Source organism: Streptomyces sp. NPDC008125, from assembly GCF_042957125.1.
Taxonomy (GTDB): Bacteria; Actinomycetota; Actinomycetes; order Streptomycetales; family Streptomycetaceae; genus Streptomyces.
On record NZ_JBIBHR010000013.1, the window covers coordinates 171,805 to 191,093 of the forward strand.

Sequence of the window (19,289 nt, forward strand, 5' to 3'; positions counted from 1 at the left end):
GGAGCGAAGGAGGGGAGAACGGTCACAGCTCCACCAGCACCTTGCCCAGGTTGGCGGCACGGTCGTGGTAGAGGCTCCGGTAGGCGGCGGGGATGGAGTCGAAACCGTGGTGGAGGGTGTGGTCGCACACGATCTCCCCCCGCCGGATCCGGCCGCCCAGCTCCGTGTGGAGGGCCCGCCAGTTCTCGTCGGTGAACCACTCCAGGGAGAAGATCCCGCGCACCGTCGTCCGCGGGAACATGATGTACGGCAGCAGCCTCGGCCCGACCGCGTCCCGGCCCACCTGGGTCGCCCACTGCCAGCAGACCGCCACCTGGCTGCCGACGTTGAGCAGCGAGAACACCGCGTCGGTGACCGCGCCGCCCAGATTGTCGAAGTAGCGGTCGACACCGTCCGGCGCCGCCCACGCAAGCGCCTCGCGCACACTCCCGGCGCTGTCGCCCTGCCGGTACAGGACGACAGCGTCGAACCCCAGCCCGGTCAGGTACTCGGCCTTCCGAGGGCTGGATGTCGTACCGACCACCCGGGCGCCGGCCAGCCGCGCCATCTGTCCGACCAGCGTCCCGACGGCGCCGGACGCCCCGCTGATGACCAGGGTGTCGCCCGGACCGACCGTCAGGAAGGTGGTGAGTGTGCCCCAGGCGGTCATGCCGGGGCCGCCCATCGCGCTGAGCGCCGTCGCGAGGGGGAGCGCCTCGTCGAACCAGCCCGGGTCGAGACGCCGGTAGGCCGGGAACACCATCGGGAAGGTGCCCGTCTGCCAGAGCCACTCCGTGCCCTTGCTGACGAGATGGGAGCGCCAGCCGCCGAAGCCCTGCACCAGGTCGCCCGGCCGGTGGGGGGCGAGCGGGCCGGCCTCCAGCACCTCCATGACCGAGTCTGCGCCCATGTGGCTGCCGAGCGGGGTGTCCAGGGCGATGCCCTGGAGGTAGGGATCGACCGACACGTAGAGCGTCCGCAGGAGCATCTCGTCGGGCGCCAGATCCACGTCGATGTCCTCGACGACCTGCTCGTAGATCCGGCCCACGTCGGGAGTCCCCTCGACGTGCTCCCGCACGACCCACTTCTTGGTCTTCACTGGTGCTCCTTGTCCACGCCGGTGGAAGTGCCGGTGGAAGTGAGGTGGGCCGCGGCGGAAGGGATCTGGGGGCGCCTCGGCACCGGGACGACGAGGTGGGTCGGCAGAGGGCCGCTGTCGTCGACCGACGCGGTGAACTCCCGGCCGTCGTCGCGGCAGACGAACTGCATGACGTGCCGCCCCGCGGCGGCGGCGCGGATCAGGCCGCCGGTGGTCGCCCAGACGCCGGACTGGTAGAAGTTCTCCAGCCCCGGCAGACCCGGACCATGCTTCTTGACGAGCTCCTCCAGGGTCTCGCCACTCTCCACGAACGGCTGCCACCCCAGCACGGTCCCGTCGTGGTTGCCCGTGTACCGGACCTGCGTGAGCGGGCTCGACACGTCGCGTACCGCGATGGCGTCCTCGATGCCCGGGTAACGCTCCTCCAGGAACCGTACGAGCGCCGTGCGCGCCCGCCGCTTCGCCGCGTAGTAACCGCGCCCGTGCCGGACCGGGAGGGTGTGGAGCCGCTCGCCGCCCCGGGTCCGGGTGAGCTGCTCCGGCCCCTCGTCCAGGGCCCGCCAGGGCGCGATGTCGCAGAAGTACGTGGCGTAGACGACGGAGGTCCCGCTCGGCGACAGCTCCGGGTAATGGCGGCTGCGGAACTGGACGTTGATGCTGGGATGGCGGATGCCGGTCAGCTCGGCGGCCTGCGCCTCGTCCAGCAGATAAGTGGTGCACGGGTCACCCTCGGGGAAGGGGCGGTTGAGCCCGAGGAAGAGGGTGAAGTACCCCGGGAACACCATGCCCGGCTCGTGGAGGGTCCGGGTGTAGAGCCGGCGGTAGGCGTCGTCGAGATAGCGCCCCTTCAGCAGTTTCATCATCGTGGTGGGACCGTCGCACGCCGATACCACGATGTCCGCGCGCATCTCCCGGCCGTCGCTGAGCCGCACCCCGACCGCGCGGTCCCGCTCGACGAGGATCTCCTCCACCTTGGTGTTGTACGAGACCCTTCCGCCCAGCTTCAGATAGCGCCGCTCGATCGACCGGGCCAGACCGAGCGACCCACCCTCGGGCACCCCGGCCGACAGATTGGCGTGCGAGGCGAGCTGGAAGTGGGTCGGCAGCACCGGGAACCCCGGATGTCTCTCGTACAGCACGAAGTTGAACGCCTGCCGCAGCAGCGGGTCCTTGAACCGTGCCGAGTATTCAGACATCAGCACCGAGATCGATTTGCGCACCGCGTTGAAGTACGGAACGAACGACGCGAGCATCCGCCAGCGCTCGACCCGTCCCATCAGCCCGACCGGCTTCAGGAAGGGGTAGACGGCCAGCGCCTTGCGGAAGGCGCGCAACTGGCGGCAGAAATCCCTGATCTGCTTCGCGTCGGCGGGCGACAGCTCGGTCAGATGCTCCTGGAGCCGGTCCGGATCGGAGTAGAAGTAGACCGCCCGGCCGTCCGGGGTGCGCACGATGTTGAACACCTCGAAATGGCGGATCTCCTTGCCCTGCAACGCGCCGAGCTCCAGCCAGATCTGGTGCATCTCGTTGCCCGGACCACTGCCCAGCAGCCAGCTGACGCAGGCGTCCAGGGTGAAGTCCCCGCGCTCCCAGGCCGTGCAGCAGCCCCCCGGGAGCTCGTGCATCTCCAGCACCACGGTGCGGTAACCGTTCATCTGCGCGTACGCGCCGGTGGAGAGACCACCGAGCCCCGCGCCGATGATGATCATGGTTTCCCTGCCGTGCGGTGAACGGGCCATGGGCCTGCCTTCCTCGGTCGTCACGCGCCGGTGCCCTCCTTGGCGGTCCACCGGTCGAGCTGCGGCAGCCGCCCCAGCTTGCCGATGTGCCAGGGACCGGAGGGAGTGCTCTCCCACGCCCTGAACGGGATGCCCAGCTCCTCACAGAGGTACTGCGCGGCGAACCGGCCGGTGGACGCGGCACGGATCAGGCCGCCCATGCCGACCCACTGACCGGCCATGGAGAAACCACTGAGCCCGGGAAGCCGCATCCGGTCCTTGCCGACCAGATCGGACGCCACGTCGTCGGCGTCCGAGAACGCCTTCCAGGCCAGGATCGAACCGTTGTGGTTGCCGGTGTACCGCCGGGTCGTGGCCGGCGAAGCCACGTCCACCAGCTCGATGCGCTCGGCAGCGTCCGGCCACCGCCGCACCAGGAAGCCCCGCACGAAATCGGCTACCTGCTGCTTCTGCGCCCGGTACGCCTTGCGGTCGCTGCGGCGCAGCTCCTGCCAGTGGGCGTAGTCGCTGAAATAGGTGCAGTGCACCACCGACTTGCCGGGAGGGGCGAACCCGTCGGAGTAGCGGGACCTCAACTGGACCACCAGGCTGTTCTGCAGGGCGCCCGGGAGCCGGGCGGCGTCCTCGGGCTTCAACAGGTACGTGGTGCTGTGGGCGTCCTCCGCCGGGAGGGGACCCTGGATCCCGACGAAGGCCGAGACCACCGCGGGGAAGAGGGTCCCCGGCTTCTCCAGCAGCTCCCCGTAGAGCCGGTCGATTCTCGGACTGGTCCAGCGTCCCTCCAGCAGCCCCTGGATCGTGGTGAGCCCGTCGCAGGCGGAGACGACGTGGTCGGCGTAGTACCGCCTGCCGTTGCGGAGTTCGACCCCGATCGCCCGTCCGTTCTCCACCAGCACCTTCTCGGTGCGGGCCCGGTAGGTGACCGTCCCGCCGAGCCCCGTGTACCGCTCCTCCACCGACCGCGCGAGCCCGAGCGAACCGCCCTGGGGGAAGCCCGCGTTGCCGTGGTAGGCGCTGGCCATGTTGAAGAGGTACGGCAGGAGCGGGAAGCCCTCCGGATCCTGGAAGAAGATGTTCCGGAACGCCCTTCGCAGCAGCGGGTCCTCGAACCGGTCGGCGAACCGGTGCATCGGCGTGGCGGCCGTCCGCCAGAAGAGGCGGAACGCCGGCAGCACCGTGCGCAGCGTCGCCGCCCTCTCCCGTACGGTCCGCAGGGCGGGTGCGGTCAGGAAGGGATACAGCTCGATCTTCGTGAACCGTCGCAGGTCTCGGCAGAACGAGTGGATCAGCCGGGCGTCCGCCGGGGACACACCGGTCAGGTGCTCCTCCAGCCGGTCCGGGTCGTTCCAGAAGGTGACCGACCGGCCGTTCTCGTCGACCACCTTGTTGAACAGTTCGAAGTTGGTGATCGACTTGCCGTCCAGCGCGCCCAGTTCACGCCACACCTGGTTTGCGTCGTTGCCGGCGGCCGTGCCGATCAGCCACTCGATGCAGTAGTCGAAGATGTAGCCGTCCCGGGACCAGGCCGTGCAGCAGCCCCCGGGCAGCACGTGTTTTTCGAAGATCCTGGTGCGGGCCCCGCTCATCTGCGCGTACACGCCGGTCGACAGCCCCGCCACTCCCGCGCCGACGATGATGACGCGGGGTTTGCTGCCAGGAACGCGCTCCCGTCGGCTCCAGTCGGAGCCTGCCTCATCCCGCATGGCCGTCCTCTCCCGTCAGCAGGGCGCGCACCAGCTCGGCGTTGCGGGACAGGTGCTTGGCATCGAGCATGTCGGCGTGGGTCCCGGAACCCCTCAGGACGCGCGTCCCGGTGGTGGAACTGCCGTGCCAGGCACCGGGGGCGCCGGCCGCGTAGAGGCCGGCCTTCTCCTCGTCCGTCACCACGCCCACCAGGGCGTCCACCGTCCCCGTGTTGGGCGTCCGGCCGCAGAACTCCAGGTACTCCGCGGCGTGTTCGAGAACGGTCCGGGTGACGACCTCCGAGCCCGTGTGCAGATGGATGTGGCGGCCCAGCTCCGCCTCGAAGGTCTTGATCCCTTCCTCTCCCGGCTCGTACGTCTCCATGATGCGGCGGGAGTCGAGCACCACCACCCGGTCCACCTCGCGGCCTCTCGACTCCAGCTCCTTCGCCACCTCGAACGCGAGGTTGCCGCCGAGCGAGTAGCCGAGCAGCAGGCAGGAGCCGTCCGGTTCGACGGACTCCACCAGGTCCGCGTAGCGGGCCACCTTGTCGTCGCCCGGCACGTAGTTGAAGGCGACGGTGCGGTACTGGTGCCGGGCGAGCTGCTCCGCGAGACCCCGGTAGACCAGGCCGTGGCCGCCCGCCGGAGGGAAGCAGAACACGGGCCGGCCCGGGCCGGGGTTGAAGGTCAGACAGGGGAGCTCCTCGGCGGACGTGCTGTTGACACGCTCTTCCACCGCCGCGGCCATGCCGTGCAGCGTGGTGACCTGGTAGAGCCGGCTGACCGGGATGCTGACGCCGAACTCGGTGCGCAGATGGTGGAGCAGCTCGATCAGCTTGATGGAACTCCCTCCGGACTCGAAGAAGTCGTCCCCGAGCCCCGCCCGCTCCGTCCCGAGCAGGGACCCCCAGTGCCGGGCCATGCTCACCTCGTACAGGGTCACCGGCGCTTCGTACGACTGCTGCCGGTCCCCGCTCACCGGCACCGGCAGCGCTGTGACGTCGACCTTCCCGTGCGGGGTGAGCGGCAGCGCGTCGAGTTCGGTGACGTGCGAGGGCACCATGTACGAGGGCAGGGCGCCCGCGAGATGGCGGCGCAGGGCCCGCCGGTCGAGCACTGCCCCCGGCTCCGCCACGCAGTACGCGCAGAGCGTGGCGTCCCCGGCGGCGTCCGGGCGGACGGCCACCACCGCCCGGGCGAGACCCGGCCAGCCCGCCAGATGCGCCTCGATCTCACCGATCTCGATCCGGTGGCCCCGCAGCTTGACCTGGTGGTCGCCGCGCCCGAGGAGGTGCACCCTGCCCTCGGTGTCCCAGCGCGCCAGGTCCCCGGTCCGGTACAGGCGCTCCGGCGGCGCCCCGGACTCCCGGCTCAGTCGCCGGGTGACGAAACGCGCCGCGGTCTGCTCCGGGTCGCCGGCGTACCCCAGGGCCACACCCTCGCCCCCGATCCACAGCTCGCCCGGCACACCCGGCGGCACCGGTTCACCGTGCGCGTCGAGGACATGGAGCGTGCTGTTGGGCAGCGGGCGGCCGATCGGCACCATCAGCCCCGGTTCCAGGTCGTCGGCGGGCCCCTCGAAGAAGGCGCTGTCGATCGTGGCCTCGGTGAGACCGTAGGAGTTGATCACCCGGGTCCCGGGCCCGCAGAGCCCGCGCAGCCGGGTGTACTCCGCGACCTTCCAGGCGTCCGAACCGACCACCAGGAGCCGGAGGAAGTCGAGCCGTGCGCCCTCCCGCGCGCAGTGGTCCATCAGACCCCGCACCACGGCGGGGACGAACTCCGCGCAGTCCACCCGCTCGCTCCGCATGGTGCGGTACAGCCGGGGCGTGTCGAAGATCAGGTCCCGGTCGGCCAGCACGAGGCTCCCTCCCGAGCACAGGGCCCGCACCAGGTCGCCGGTGAACACGTCGAACGAGGGCTCCGCCATCTGGAGATGGACGCCCGAACCGTCGAGCCGGTACTCCCGCAGCCATGCGGCGTACGCCGAGGCCAGGCTCCGGTGGCTCACCCGGACCGCCTTGGGGCGGCCGGTGGAGCCCGAGGTGTTGATCACGTAGGCCGGGGCGTCCGGGTCCGTTTCCAGCCGCGGAGCCGGTCCGTCCGACTCCGTGCCGCGCAGACCGTCCAGGGTCGTCACGGGGACGGGCAGGCCCTCCGCCCACGGGGCGCGCGCGTTCTCGACGACCAGCAGAGCGGCCTCGGCGCGGTCCAGCACGTGCGCGACCCGGTCCGCCGGCTGGTCCGGATGGACCGGAAGGTAGGCGCCTCCCGACTTCAGCACGGCGAGCAGCGTGACGATCAGCTCCGGCGACTTGTCCAGGCAGACCCCGACGACCGACCCGGTGGTGACCCCCAGGTCGCGCAGGCGCCGCGCCCGCGCGTCGGCCCGGCGGTCCAGCTCGCCGTAGGTCATCCGTTCCGTCTCCCCGGACAGGGAGGGCACCGAGACGGCGACCGCGTCGGGCCGGGCGGCGGCGGCCTCCTCGATCAGCCGGTGGACCGGGCGGGCGCCGGCCGCTGCCGGCCCGGTGCGGGCCGGCAGCGCGCGGGCGCCGCTCCACTCGCCCACCAGCCGCTCACGCTCCTGGGCTTCCAGCATCTCCAGCCGGGGCGTCGGCAGGTCCGCCGCCGCACGGGTCATGCTCTCCAGCAACTGGACGTAGTGCGAGGCCATCCGGCGGACGGTCGCCAGCCGGAAGAGGTCGGAGTTGTACTTCAGCACACAGTGGAAGCGCCCCTCCGCCTCGTCCTCGTACGCCGACAGGGTCAGGTCGAACTGTCCCTCCTCCTCGGGGAGTTCGATGTACTCCAGCCGGTAGCCGTACTGCTCGGTGGCCACCTTGTGGGTGAGCAGGATGAACATCGCCTGGAACACGGCGGAGCGGCTCGGGTCGTGCTGGAGCCCCAGCTCCTCGACCAGCAGCACGAACGGGTACTCCTGGTTGTCCAGGCCGTTCAGCACGGTGGAGCGGACCTGCTCCAGCAGCTCGGCGACCGTGGGCGCGCCCGAGAGGTCCGCGTGCAGCGGGAGCGGATTGACGAAGTAGCCGTAGACGGAGGAGAACTCCTGCTGGGTCCGGCCGGTCACCGGGCTCCCGACCACGACGTGGTCCTGGCCGGAGTAGCGGTGCAGGAGGACGTAGTACGCGCTCAGCAGCACCATGAACGGGGTCACCCCGTGCTGCTGCGCCAAGGCGTGCACCCGGGCGCTGAGGCCGTCGTCCAGGACGAAGAACTCGGAGGCGCCGTTGTGCGTCTGCACGGCCGGGCGCGCCCCGTCCACCGGCAGGTCCAGCAGGGGGACCTCGGCGGGCAGGTGCGACCGCCAGTACTCCAGCATCGCGCCGGCCTCCCGGCTCGCCAGGAAGCGGTTCTGCTGGTTGAGGAAGTCGAGGTACCGCGCGCCCACCGGCGGCAGCGCGGGCTCCCGCCCCTGCTTCAGGGACTCGTGGACAGCGAGCAGTTCCTCGATGAAGGTGAAGGTCGAGATCGCGTCCGAGACGATGTGGTGGACCGCCTTCATGATGACCCAGCGGCCCGGCTCACGCTTGAAGAGGCGGAACCGCACCAGCGGGTCGCGTTCGAGGTCGTACGGCTTGCGGTACTCGCGGATGATCGTCCGCCGGATCTCCTCCCACTCCTGTCCCTGGACGTCGAAGAGGGCGAGGTCGGGCTCCGCCCCGGACGTCGTCCGCTGCACCGGCTGCCCGTCCTCCAGGTGGAAGTTGGTGCGCAGCGCGGGGTGCCGGGCGATGAGCCGGCGCACGGCCTCGAACATCAGGTCCGGTTCGATTTCGGCGCGCACCTCCACCGCGCCGCCGATGTTGTACGCGTACCCGTCGGGGTTGAGCTGCTTGAGGAACCACAGCGCCTTCTGGTTCTGGGTCAGCGGGTGACTGCGCTCGTCGGTGAACACCTCCACGGCGCTCGCCGCTTCGCCGTCCCCGGCGGCGTCCGCCGCCACGCGTTCCAGCAGCCCCTGGTACAACTGGTCGGCCAACTGGCCGACAGGGGTGCCGCTCAGCAGCGCGACCACCGGCAGCGCGATGCCCAGATCCGCCTGCACCCGGGCACGGAGCTCCATCGCCAGCAGTGAGTCGAGCCCCAGGCCACCGAGGCCGCCGGACGGGTCGATCTCCTCCTGCGCCGTACGCAGCACGGTGGCGATGAGCGAGGTGAACCGCTCGACCACCAGGGCCCGGCGCTCCGCCTCCCCGGCGCGCCGGAAGGTGTCGAGGAAGCCGTTGCCCTCCTCCGCCACCTGCTCACGGGCGGTCGCGGCGAGCTCGGAGACCAGCGGGGGAGGCGAGTCGTACCAAGCCAGGAACGTCGGCCAGTCGACGACGGTCGCGACCAGCAACTGGGCCCGGTCCTGCCCGATGACCCGCTCCAGCACACTCATCCCGGCGTCCGGGGACAACGAGCTCATGCCCCGGCTGTGCAGATAGTGGTCGACCAGACCGAGCTCCTCGATCATGCCGGTCGCCCACGGACCCCAGTCCAGACTCAGCGCGGGCAGCCCCTGGGCACGCCGCCGGTGCGCCAGCGCGTCAAGGAAGGCGTTGCCCGCGGCGTAGTTGGTCTGGCCGGCGGTCGTCAGCAGCGAGGCGATCGAGGCGAAGAGCACGAAGTGGTCGAGCGGCTCGTCCCGCAGATGCCGGTCGAGCAGGTAGGCACCCATGACCTTCGGGTCCAGCACCGCGTCGAAGGTGGTCCGGTCCATCTCCGCGACGAGTGTGTCGCGCACCTGTCCGGCGAGATGGAACACGCCGCGCACCGGGGCGCCGCCCCGGCGCCGGTACGTGTCGAGCCAGCCGGTGAGCGCGTCCTCGTCGGTCACGTCCACCGGTGCCAGGACCGGCTGAGCGCCGAGGGCGTCCAGTTCGCGCAGGAGCGCGACGGCCCGGCCGACGGCGGTGGCCGGGTCGGCGGCGGCCCACTCCTGACGCGGCGGTACCGGGGTGCGGCCCATCAAAATCAGCCGGCGGGCTCCCCGCTTCACGAGGGTCCGGCACAGGAGCCGGCCCAGCGCCCCGAACGCACCGGTGACCAGATAACTCCCGTCCGCGCGCAGTCTCAGCGGCAGAGGTCTGGTCAGCCCCTCGGCGGGACGGAGGCGACTGGTCGCGCGGCGGTCGCCCCGCAGACCGATCTCCTCCTCGTCGTCGGTCAGGAACTCGCGCAGCAGGGCCTCGGCATCGGCCCGGAGACCGGCCGCGCCGGGTTCCCGCGCCGGATCCAGGTCGACCAGCTTGCCGCGGTGTCCGACCAGCTCCTGGTGGCGCAGCACCCGCGTGACGCCCCAGGCCGGGGCCGCGAGCGGCTCGACCGTCTCGCCCGGTGACACGGGCTGCGCGCCCCGGGTGACGACGTGGAGCCGGCCGCCGATACGCCGTGCGGCGAGAATACGGGCGAGCGCGACCAGGGAGTAGGCGCCGGTTCCGGCCGCCCGTGCCAGGCCCTTGCGTTCACAGGCCGGGAGCTCCGGCAGGTCGAGGTTCCACAGGTGGACGACGGTGCCCGCGAAGGGGGTGCCGTCCCGGTCCAGATCGGCGAAGAGCCGCTCCAGATGCTCGGCGGACTCCGGCGCGACGGCGAACTCACCGTCCCGGACCGGCCGCCCCTGCGACGTGTCCGCCCGTACCACACGGCAGCGGTCGCCCCGCGCGGTCACCAGATCGGCGAAGGCGTCCCCGAGGCCGCGGCCGTCCGCGAGGACCAGCCAGTCCTGGCCACCGGCCCCCACCGCGGCGGCGCCGTCCTCGGGGGCCTCGTCCCACGGGCGATCGATCCAGGCTGGTTCGGCGAGCCAGGAGTCGATGGTGCTCCGCGAGACGGCGGCCGACGCCCTCTCCACGTCGGCGGCGCGGAATCCGCGTAAAAACCCGAGCGCCGTGCCGTCCTCCGCGTACAGCGCGAGGTCGCCGACGAGTTCGTCGCCGTCGCTGCGCGACACCGTGCCGTGCACCCAGAGCGGCCGGTCGCCGACGGGGGAGAGGCTCATCTCGTCGAGCGAGAGCGGCAGCCGGATTCCGGTGCCGGGCGAGGGCGTGTCCGCCGCCAGGATCTGGGGCGTCAGCAGGCTCTGGAAGCAGGCGTCCAGCAAAGTCGGATGAATGTGGTGGCGGGAGGCGTCGTCGCCGATCGGAGCCGTCGGAACGATCCGTGCCAGCACTTCGCCGGTACCGATCCAGACCTCCCGGATGGCTTGGAAGGCGGGGCCGTAGTGGTAGCCCAGGGCGGCGAGTCCGGCATAGCACTCCTCGGCACCGAGCCGGTGCGTACTCCGTCCTCGGACCGCCTCGGCGTCCAGCGCCGGTCCGGCCGAGCGCCGCTGTGCGGAGCGGACCACTCCGCTCGCGTGCACGGCGCGCTCCGCGTCCGGGCCGGCGGGCGCGGACGCGATCGTGAAGTCCCCGTCCTCCAGGGACACGGAGAGCTGGACGGTCCTCGCCTCGTCCTCCGCGAGGAAGAGCGCCTTGCGCAGCGCGATGTCGGCGAGCACCACATGGGTGCCCCCGGTGAGGGTCCGTACGGCCTGGGTCGCCATCTCCAGGTAGCCGGCGGCGGGGAAGACCACGGTGTCCTGGATGCGGTGGTCGGCGAGGTACGGCAGGGTCTCGGTGTCGAGCCGGGACTGCCAGGTGGGTTCGGCATGACTGGTCCGGCGCCCCAGCAGTGGGTGGTCGAGCAGGCCGAGCCTGACCTGGGCGACGGAGCTGGGCTCCGTCCAGTGACGGTCGCGCCGCCAGGGATAACGGGGCAGCGGAACCGTCTCGCCCGCGGGGTGGAGCACGTCCCACGCGATGGGGACGCCGAGGTTGTGCAGGGTGGCGAGGGAGAGGGCGAAGCGCTCGTTCTCGTCCTCCGCGCGGCGGACCGAGGGCACGGAGACGGCTGTCCGGCCGCCGGCCTCCAGGCATTCGCGGATCGCGTGCCCGAGCACCGGGTGCGGCCCGACCTCGAGGAAGAGCCGGTAGCCGTCGTCGGCGAGGCGGTCCACGGCGCCGCGGAAACGCACCCGGTCACGGACGTTCTTCCACCAGTACCCCGCGTCCAGTTCGGTGCCCTCGGCGACCCCGTCCAGACCGGTGAGGTAGAGGGGAACGCGTGCCGGGCGGGGCGTGATGTCCGCGAGGGAGTCCAGCAGCTCGTCCTTGATCCGGTCCATCGCGGCGCTGTGGTAGGGAACTTCGACCGCAAGGAACTTGACGAAGATCTCTTCGGCCCGCAGCGACTCCGCCAGCGCGGTGAGCGCCTCCTCGTCCCCGGCCAGGGTGACCGAGGCCGGGCTGTTGACGGCCGCCACCGAGATTCGCGACCCGAAGGGCCGCACCCGCCGCTCCGCCTCGTCCTCCGGCAGCCCGACGGCGAGCATGGTGCCGGCCCCGGCCAGGGTGTGCTGGAGGCGGCTGCGGTGGACGGCGATCGCGACCGCGTCCTGCAGGGAGTAGACGCCTGCCTCGTAGAAGGCCGCGATCTCGCCGGTGCTGTGCCCCACGACCGCGTCCGGGCGCACGCCGTACGAACGCCACAGGGCCGCGAGCCCGATCTGCACCGCGAAGTTGGCCGGCTGCGCCAGCCAGGTCTCCGCCATCCGGGACCGGTCCTCGTCGGCCGCCATCTCGTCGAGAAGGGACCAGCCCGCGATCCTCCTGATCTCCCGGTCGCACGCGGCGACCGCGTCCCGGAACACGGGCTCGCTCGCCAGCAGACCGCGCCCCATGCCCCACCACTGGGGGCCCATGCCGGTGAACACCTGGACCAGGCGGCCGTCCTGGGGGTCCAGCTGCTTCGACTGCACCACCCGGGGGTGTGCTTCCCCCCGGAGGTAGGCGGCCAGGGCCTGGTCCAGGGACTCCCGCGAGGAGTGGACCACGGACAGCCGGGACTCCAGGTGCTGGCGCCGGAGCGCCAGGGTGTGGCCGAGATCGGCGAGGGAGACCGCCGGGCCCCGCTCGCCCGCGAGCTCGCCGCGGACGCCCTCCGCGATCCGAACGAGCGCGTCGGGGTGGCGTGCGGTCAGCGGGAGGATGTTCCAGCCGCGCTCCGGTGCGCAGGACACCGGGTGGGCGGGGGCACGCTCCGGCGCCTCCTCCAGGACGAGGTGCGCGTTGGTGCCGCCGAAGCCGAAGGAGTTCACACCGGCCCGCGCCGGTCCCTCGTGGGCGGGCCACGGGGTGACCCGGTCGGGGATCTCGTACGGCGAGGAGTCCCGGTCGATGGCCGGGTTGACGCGTTCGAGATTGATGTGCGGCGGGATGGTGCGGTGCTTGATCGAGAGTGCCGTCTTGATCAGTCCGGCGATTCCGGCGGCCGATTCGGTGTGGCCGATGTTCGCCTTCACGGAACCGACGTAGCAAGGAGCGCCGGGGGCACGCCCGATGGCCAGGGCGCGCGAGAGGGCGTTGGCCTCGATCGGGTCGCCCACGGGCGTGGACGTGCCGTGTGCCTCCATGTACTGCAGATCGCCCGGGGTGATGCCGGCCTCGGCGCAGACCTGCCGCACGAGGGAGACCTGGGCATCTCCGTTGGGGACGGTTATGCCATTGGTCCGGCCGTCCTGGTTGACTCCGCTGCCCAGGACCACCGCGTGGATCGGGTCCCCGTCCCGTACCGCGTCCTCCAGGCGCTTCAGCGCCACCAGGCCGACCCCCTCGGCGCGTACGTATCCGTCCGCCTGGGCGTCGAACGTGCGGGAACGGCCCTCGGGTGACAGGAACCCGCCCTTGGACTCCGCGACGGTGTACTGCGGCGCCATGTGCAGCAGCACGCCGCCGGCGAGCGCCAGATCGCTCTCCCCGCGCTTCAGGCTCTGGCAGGCCAGGTGTACGGCGACCAGGGAGGAGCTGCACGCGGTGTCGACGGAGAGGCTGGGTCCCCGGAAGTCGAAGGAGTGCGAGATCCGGTTGGAGACCATCGTCATCATGGTGCCGGTGGCGGTGTGGGCGGCGAGCGTCTCGAAGCTCAGGTCGGCGAACTGCAGGATCTTGTAGTCGAGCGTGAACGCGCCGACGTACACGGCGGTGTTGCTGCCCGCCAGATCCGCCGGCCGCTGGCCGCCGTCCTCGAGGGCCTCCCAGGCCACCTCCAGAAGCTTGCGCTGCTGGGGGTCCATGTGGTCGGCCTCGCGACGGCTGATGCCGAAGAAGGCGGGTTCGAACTCGTCGAAGCCGTCGATGTATCCGCCCCGGCCGCCCACCAGCCGGCCGGGCTTGTCCCGGTGACCGCTCCGGTGGGTCGTGACGTCGTAGCGGTCCGGCGGCGTGGGGGTGACGCAGTCCTTGCCGTCCAACAGGTTCTGCCAGAAAGCACGGTGGTCCGAAGCTCCGCCGGGCAAGCGGCAGCCGATGCCGATGATCGCGATTTTGCCCGTCGAAACGTCGTTGGTCGCGTCAGCCAAGTTCGCACACTCCTCATCAAGTGGTCGCGCTGCCACGGGCGGCGACCGAGTCAGCGGTGCGGGGCCCGAAGGCCCCTTCAGGCGATGCCGTCCCCGGGCCGCTTCGCGCGGCGCCACGGACGGAAGAGACTGCCGAGGATCTCGCCGGTCCCGGGAAACGACGTGGGATCGCTGAGCCCGACGGCGGCCGGCTCACGGCCGGGACGCCAGGTGAAACTTCCGAAGAGGTGGTCCCAGCAGGACAGGTCGGAGCCGTAGTGGCCCGCTTCCGCGAGATCCGTGCTGTGGTGCAGGCGGTGCTGTTCCGGGCTTGCCAGGACGTGGTTGAGCCGGCCGATCCGCACGTCGATGTTGGCGTGGACGAAGTAGCCCTGTGCGGCGACGAAGAGCCCCGTCGCGAGCACGGACCGCTGGGAGAACCCGGCGAGTGCCAGGGTGAGTTGCACGACGCCCTGGGCGAGGACGATGTCGAGGACGTGGTTGACGCCGTTGTTGGCGACATTGACCTTCTGCGGGACGTGGTGGACCCCGTGCAACCGCCACAGAACGGGGTTGGTGTGCCCCAGCCGGTGGACCAGATAGCCGGCGAGCGAACCGCTCAGCAGCGCGGCCGGTATCTCGGCTCCCAGGGGGAGCGCCGGATCGGCCGGAGAGATTCTCCCCACCGCCGCCGTGACCGAGAACTGTGCCAGCGTGCTCCCGGCCATGGTCAGCAGGAAGTAGACGCCGTACCAACGCCATTCGGCGCCGTCGGGGTGCCAGTCGCGTCGGTGCGGAATCAGTCTTTCGAGGACGGTCAGATACATCAGGGTGCCGACGAGGAAAAGGGGACTCACTCGTTCGGGGTGCCAGTCCCACAGCAGGGCCGCTGTCGCCACCAGCAGGGTGGCCGTCAGGAGTACCGGATAGGCGAGAGAACTGAGCGCGCGTCGCCCGAGCGGAAGGATGGTGGGCTGCGGCGGGGTCGCTGTGGAGCGGACGGTGTCATCGGTGGGCCATTCGTTTTCGTGCACCTGAAATCCTCCGTAGGAATACGGAATCAGCCTCGAGTCCTGCGCCATTGCAGGTGGGTGCGGCCGTCGAATGCACGCGGAAGTCTCAGGGGGGTGTACGAGTGGGTGCGCTGTTCGTCTGTGGTGGCGCCCGTGCGAAAGTCGGCGACATGGGCGGCGGAAAGTTGTTTCCGCGGATCCGGAGACCTGTCTGGTCGCCTCTCCTTTTTCACCCTGTGCGAGCTCGGTTGATTCTTTTCCGCTTCCTGCGGATTCAATCCTCGACCGACGGTGAATTGAGCTTGTCCCCCGGAGTGCCGTAGTCGGCCTCATGGTCATTGAACAGCGACTCCTGTAGGCGGGGAATAGGGGCCGGGTGTCTGTCGCCGATGTGAGTGACTTAGTCATGTTGGCGTTTTTATGCAGTATTCGGAAAATCGTTTTTATGGATCGGCTGGGAATGGTGTGCGTGCCCGAAAGGCCGCCGGTGGTCACGGGTGATGCGGCCACCCGCGGTCGCGGTGAGGACGGAGCGACCGGGGCCGCTGCCGGCCCTCCCTGGGCGGACGTCACCCGTGCGGGCCGTCCGGGAGGCTTCCGGCGGGCGGTTGCCCCAGACTCGGAGGCACCGATGATCTTCAGTCCTCTGTCCGGGTGACGGGCCGCGGAAGGTGAGACGCCGAGAGCCCTCGGAAAGGGGCGGACGCATGGCCGGATCCAGGAAACAGCCGGGAGGGCGGCCCCGGCACGACACCCAGGCCGTGGACCGCATGATGCGCACGGTCGTACGCCGCCGCAAGAAGGCGATCCGTGCCGAGGACGTCACCGTCACCGATCCGCCGAAGGTGCGCCGGGCGGTCACGGCCGCAGCACTCGGCAACACCATGGAGTGGTTCGACTTCGGCGTCTACGCCTATCTGGCCGGAACGCTGGGCAAGGTGTTCTTCCCGTCCAGTTCGCCCGGAGCCCAGGTGGTGTCGACCTTCGCCACCTTCGCCGCCGCGTTCCTGGTGCGGCCGCTGGGCGGACTCGTCTTCGGTCCGCTCGGGGACCGGGTGGGACGGCAGAAGGTCCTCGCGATCACCATGATCATGATGGCGGCGAGCACCTTCGCCGTCGGTTTCCTCCCCACCTACGCGGCCGTCGGCTTCGCGGCCCCCCTGCTGCTCCTGGTGTGCCGGCTCGTGCAGGGCTTCTCCACGGGCGGGGAGTACGCCGGAGCGACCACGTACATCGCCGAATACGCCCCCGACAAGCGGCGCGGGCTCCTGGGCAGCTGGCTGGACTTCGGCACGTTCGTCGGATACTCGCTCGGCTCCGGCCTGGTCACTGTGCTCACCGCGGTCCTCGGTACCGACGGGCTGACCGACTGGGGCTGGCGCATCCCCTTCTACGTCGCCGGACCACTGGGGCTGATCGGCCTCTACATGCGTATGAAGCTGGAGGAGACCCCCGTCTTCCAGCGGCAGGAGGAGGAACAGGCCGAGGCCCTGGCGGATGCGGGACCGGTGGAGGAAGCCAGGCAGTCGGGCAAGGGCCGGCTCAAGGAGATCTTCACCGAGCACTGGGAGGCCGTGCTGATCTGCATGGGCCTGGTGCTCCTGTACAACGTCACCAACTACATGGTCACGTCCTATCTCCCGACCTACATGTCCGAGACCCTGGGCGAACCCGAGACCACCTCGCAACTGCTCGTCCTCGGCACCATGCTGCTGGTCGTCCTGACCATCACCACCGTCGGCCGCAGCTCCGACCGGTGGGGCCGGCGGCCGGTGTTCATGGCGGGGAGCGTGGCCCTGGTGGCGCTTGCCATCCCGGCGTTCCTGCTGATCCGGCAGGGCGGGATCCTGCTCCCGGCCTTCGGTTGTGTGATCCTCGGCCTGCTGCTGGTCTGCTTCGCCGGCACCTCGGCCTCCACCCTTCCGGCGCTCTTCCCCACCCGCATCCGGTACGGCGCGCTCTCGATCGCGTTCAACATCTCCGTATCGCTCTTCGGCGGAACCACCCCGTTGTTCGCCGCCGGGCTCGTGGAGGCCACCGGAAACGACATGGTGCCCGCGTATTACCTGATGGTGGCGGGCGTCATCGGGCTCATCTCCACCTTCTTCCTCCACGAGACGGCTGGCCGGCCGCTGCGCGGCTCCGGACCCATGGTCGAGACACGCCAGCAGGCGCACCGGCTCGTGTCGGCCAGCCGCACCACCGCGGGCAGGCAGGCGCGCGACGTCTGGTTCCGGCTGCGCCACGGGCGGCGACGGGGCTGACGGCGGCAGGACGGACGAGGGGCCGCGGGCGGTTCCCCGGTCCGGCGTTGCCCCTCCCCGGTCCGGCGCGCGGGGGGTACCTGAACCCTCAGGTGCTGCGGACGAGCCGCAGATAGCGGTCCCAGTCCCAGAGCGGACCGGGGTCGGTGTGGTCCGTCCCCGGCACCTCGTAGTGGCCGATGATGTGCGTACGGTCCCTGGGGATGCCGTGGCGGTCGCAGACGTCGGCGGTGAGCAGCGCGGACCGTTCGTACATCGCCGCGGTGAAGTACTCCGGGCGGTCCACCCAGCCTTCGTGCTCGATGCCGACGGAACGGACGTTCTGGTCCCAGTTGCCCGCATGCCAGGCGATGTCCCGCTCCGGTACGCACTGGGCGGTGTAGCCGTCGCCGGACCGTACGACGTAGTGGACCGACACCTTCTTCGTGGGGTCCCGGAAGATGCCGAGCGTCTGCGTGAACGTCTGCTGGGTGACGTGGACGACCACCCGGTCGACCGGCCGGGACAAGGTGCCTCCGGCCACGGTGTAGTTGGCGGTCGAGGCGTGCGCCCAGCGGGCCAGCGCGCTGTCCGTTCCCGCCGAGGGCGCGTCCACCCCGCGCGCGGAAGCCGGGAGAAGAAGGCCCGTCGCGGAGCCGGCCGCCGCCTGGAGCATTCTTCTGCGGTGCATCGGTGCTTCTCCCAGGGGACGGGGACGGGGACGGATCACGGACGGGGCGGAAGCCGTGCTTTCCGGCGAGTGGACCCCGACACGGACGACGAGGTGAACGGCCGTTCGGTTCCCCATGGGCCCCGGCCGGCCACGGCGGCCCAGGACGTTCCGTGCGGGCCGTGCGGGGGACAGCACCACCACGGGAGCAGGGGGAATACCCCCTGCTCATCGGGATGGTGGCGTCATGGCTGCCGCGTGTCCACCTTCATTACGTTTCTTCGGGTAGGCGCACCCGTCCAGAGAGCTGGAGATGCCATGCCCCAGGCGACCACCACCGCCCCCGACCCGTCCGGAGCGCGAGCCACGGCCTCCGACGCGCCGTCTTCCCCGGACACGGACGGCGCCCGGCCCGCCGGACTCGGCGCCCGGCCCGCCCCGGAGGCAGTGCCCGCCCAGCGGGGTCCGACCGGAGGCACCCCCGGCGCCAGCGATTTCGCGCCGCTGCTGAAGACCGTCAAGGGGCAGGGGCTGCTGGACCGGCGCACCGGCTGGTACGCGGCGGGCATCGCCGTGAACGCGCTCTGTCTGGCCGCGGTCGCCACCGGCATCGAACTTTTCGGCGACACCTGGTGGACGCTGCTCCTCGCCGTGCCGCTGGCCGTCCTGTGGACCCGCACCGCCTTCCTGGGGCATGACGCGGGGCACGCCCAGATCACCGGCAACCGCAGAGCGAGCCGGATCATCGGCCTCGTCCACGGGAACCTCCTCCTCGGCATGAACGAGGCGTGGTGGAACGACAAGCACGTCCGGCACCACGCGAACCCCAACCACATCGACAAGGACCCCGACGTCGGCGTGGGGGCCCTCGTCTGGACCCAGAAGCAGGCGGCCCAGCGAGAAGGCTTCGCCCGGTGGCTCACCCGCCACCAGGCACGCCTCTTCTTTCCCATGCTGCTGCTGGAGGGCATCGCGCTGAAGGTCTCCGGCTTCCAGTTCCTGCGCCGGCAGCCCGGCCGCGAGGGCGTGCTGTCCGGACTGCTGATGGTCGCCCACCTCGCGCTCTGGACGACGCTGTTCCTCACCGCCATGCCGGTAGGGAAGGCCGTCGTCTTCGCGCTGGTGCTCCACGCGCTCTTCGGGCTGCACCTGGGGATGGCCTTCGCCCCGAACCACAAGGGCATGGAGATGCCCGACCCGGACGGCGACCGCTGGGGCCACCTGCAGCGCCAGGTCCTCACCTCGCGCAACGTACGGGGCGCCGTCCTCACCGACTGGTTCCTCGGCGGGCTGAACTACCAGATAGAGCACCACCTCTTCCCGAGCATGCCGCGGCCCCACCTGCGCCTCGCCCAGCCGCTGGTCAAGGAGTACTGCCGCCGGATCGGGATGCCGTACACGGAGACGGGGCTCGTGGAGTCCTACCGCCAGGGCCTGTCCCACATGCACGAGGTGGGTGCCCCGCTGCGTTGAGCC

General features: G+C 70.8%; 8 protein-coding genes. 2 read left to right on the forward strand and 6 right to left on the reverse strand.

Annotation, left to right across the window (positions count from 1 at the left end):
• Positions 1-22: 22 nt before the first annotated feature.
• From ACFZAX_RS22945 to ACFZAX_RS22965, 5 genes are all read right to left on the reverse strand, one after another.
• Positions 23-1,078, reverse strand: a complete 1,056-nt coding sequence (locus tag ACFZAX_RS22945) for a zinc-binding dehydrogenase (RefSeq protein WP_390963803.1) — start codon at positions 1,076-1,078, stop codon at positions 23-25.
• A complete protein-coding gene (locus ACFZAX_RS22950) occupies positions 1,075-2,787 on the reverse strand; it encodes an FAD-dependent oxidoreductase (protein WP_390963886.1) in 1,713 nt (570 codons plus the stop codon). The genes ACFZAX_RS22945 and ACFZAX_RS22950 overlap by 4 nt, the downstream gene beginning before the upstream one ends.
• 50 nt (positions 2,788-2,837) lie before the next feature.
• Positions 2,838-4,520 carry an FAD-dependent oxidoreductase gene (locus ACFZAX_RS22955; protein ID WP_390963804.1) on the reverse strand — a complete coding sequence of 561 codons (1,683 nt, stop codon included), beginning with the start codon at positions 4,518-4,520 and terminating at the stop codon, positions 2,838-2,840.
• On the reverse strand, positions 4,510-13,908 hold the full coding sequence (locus ACFZAX_RS22960; RefSeq protein WP_390963805.1) for an amino acid adenylation domain-containing protein: 9,399 nt from the start codon (positions 13,906-13,908) through the stop codon (positions 4,510-4,512). The genes ACFZAX_RS22955 and ACFZAX_RS22960 overlap by 11 nt, the downstream gene beginning before the upstream one ends.
• A gap of 77 nt (positions 13,909-13,985) precedes the next feature.
• Positions 13,986-14,855: a sterol desaturase family protein gene (locus ACFZAX_RS22965; protein ID WP_390963887.1), complete on the reverse strand. Its 870-nt coding sequence runs from the start codon at positions 14,853-14,855 to the stop codon at positions 13,986-13,988.
• Positions 14,856-15,670: 815 nt separating this feature from the next.
• On the opposite strand from ACFZAX_RS22965, the gene proP reads away from it, so the two are divergent.
• Positions 15,671-17,164, forward strand: coding sequence for a glycine betaine/L-proline transporter ProP (proP, locus tag ACFZAX_RS22970; RefSeq protein WP_390963888.1), 1,494 nt, complete (start codon positions 15,671-15,673; stop codon positions 17,162-17,164).
• Between the two features lie 88 nt (positions 17,165-17,252).
• On the opposite strand, the gene ACFZAX_RS22975 is transcribed toward proP, so the two are convergent.
• Entirely contained in the window at positions 17,253-17,834 is a 582-nt protein-coding gene (locus ACFZAX_RS22975) for an N-acetylmuramoyl-L-alanine amidase (RefSeq protein ID WP_390963806.1), read from the reverse strand.
• Positions 17,835-18,131: 297 nt separating this feature from the next.
• Between ACFZAX_RS22975 and ACFZAX_RS22980 the strand changes: the two genes are divergently transcribed.
• Entirely contained in the window at positions 18,132-19,286 is a 1,155-nt protein-coding gene (locus ACFZAX_RS22980; protein ID WP_390963808.1) for a fatty acid desaturase, read from the forward strand.
• Positions 19,287-19,289: the final 3 nt, after the last annotated feature.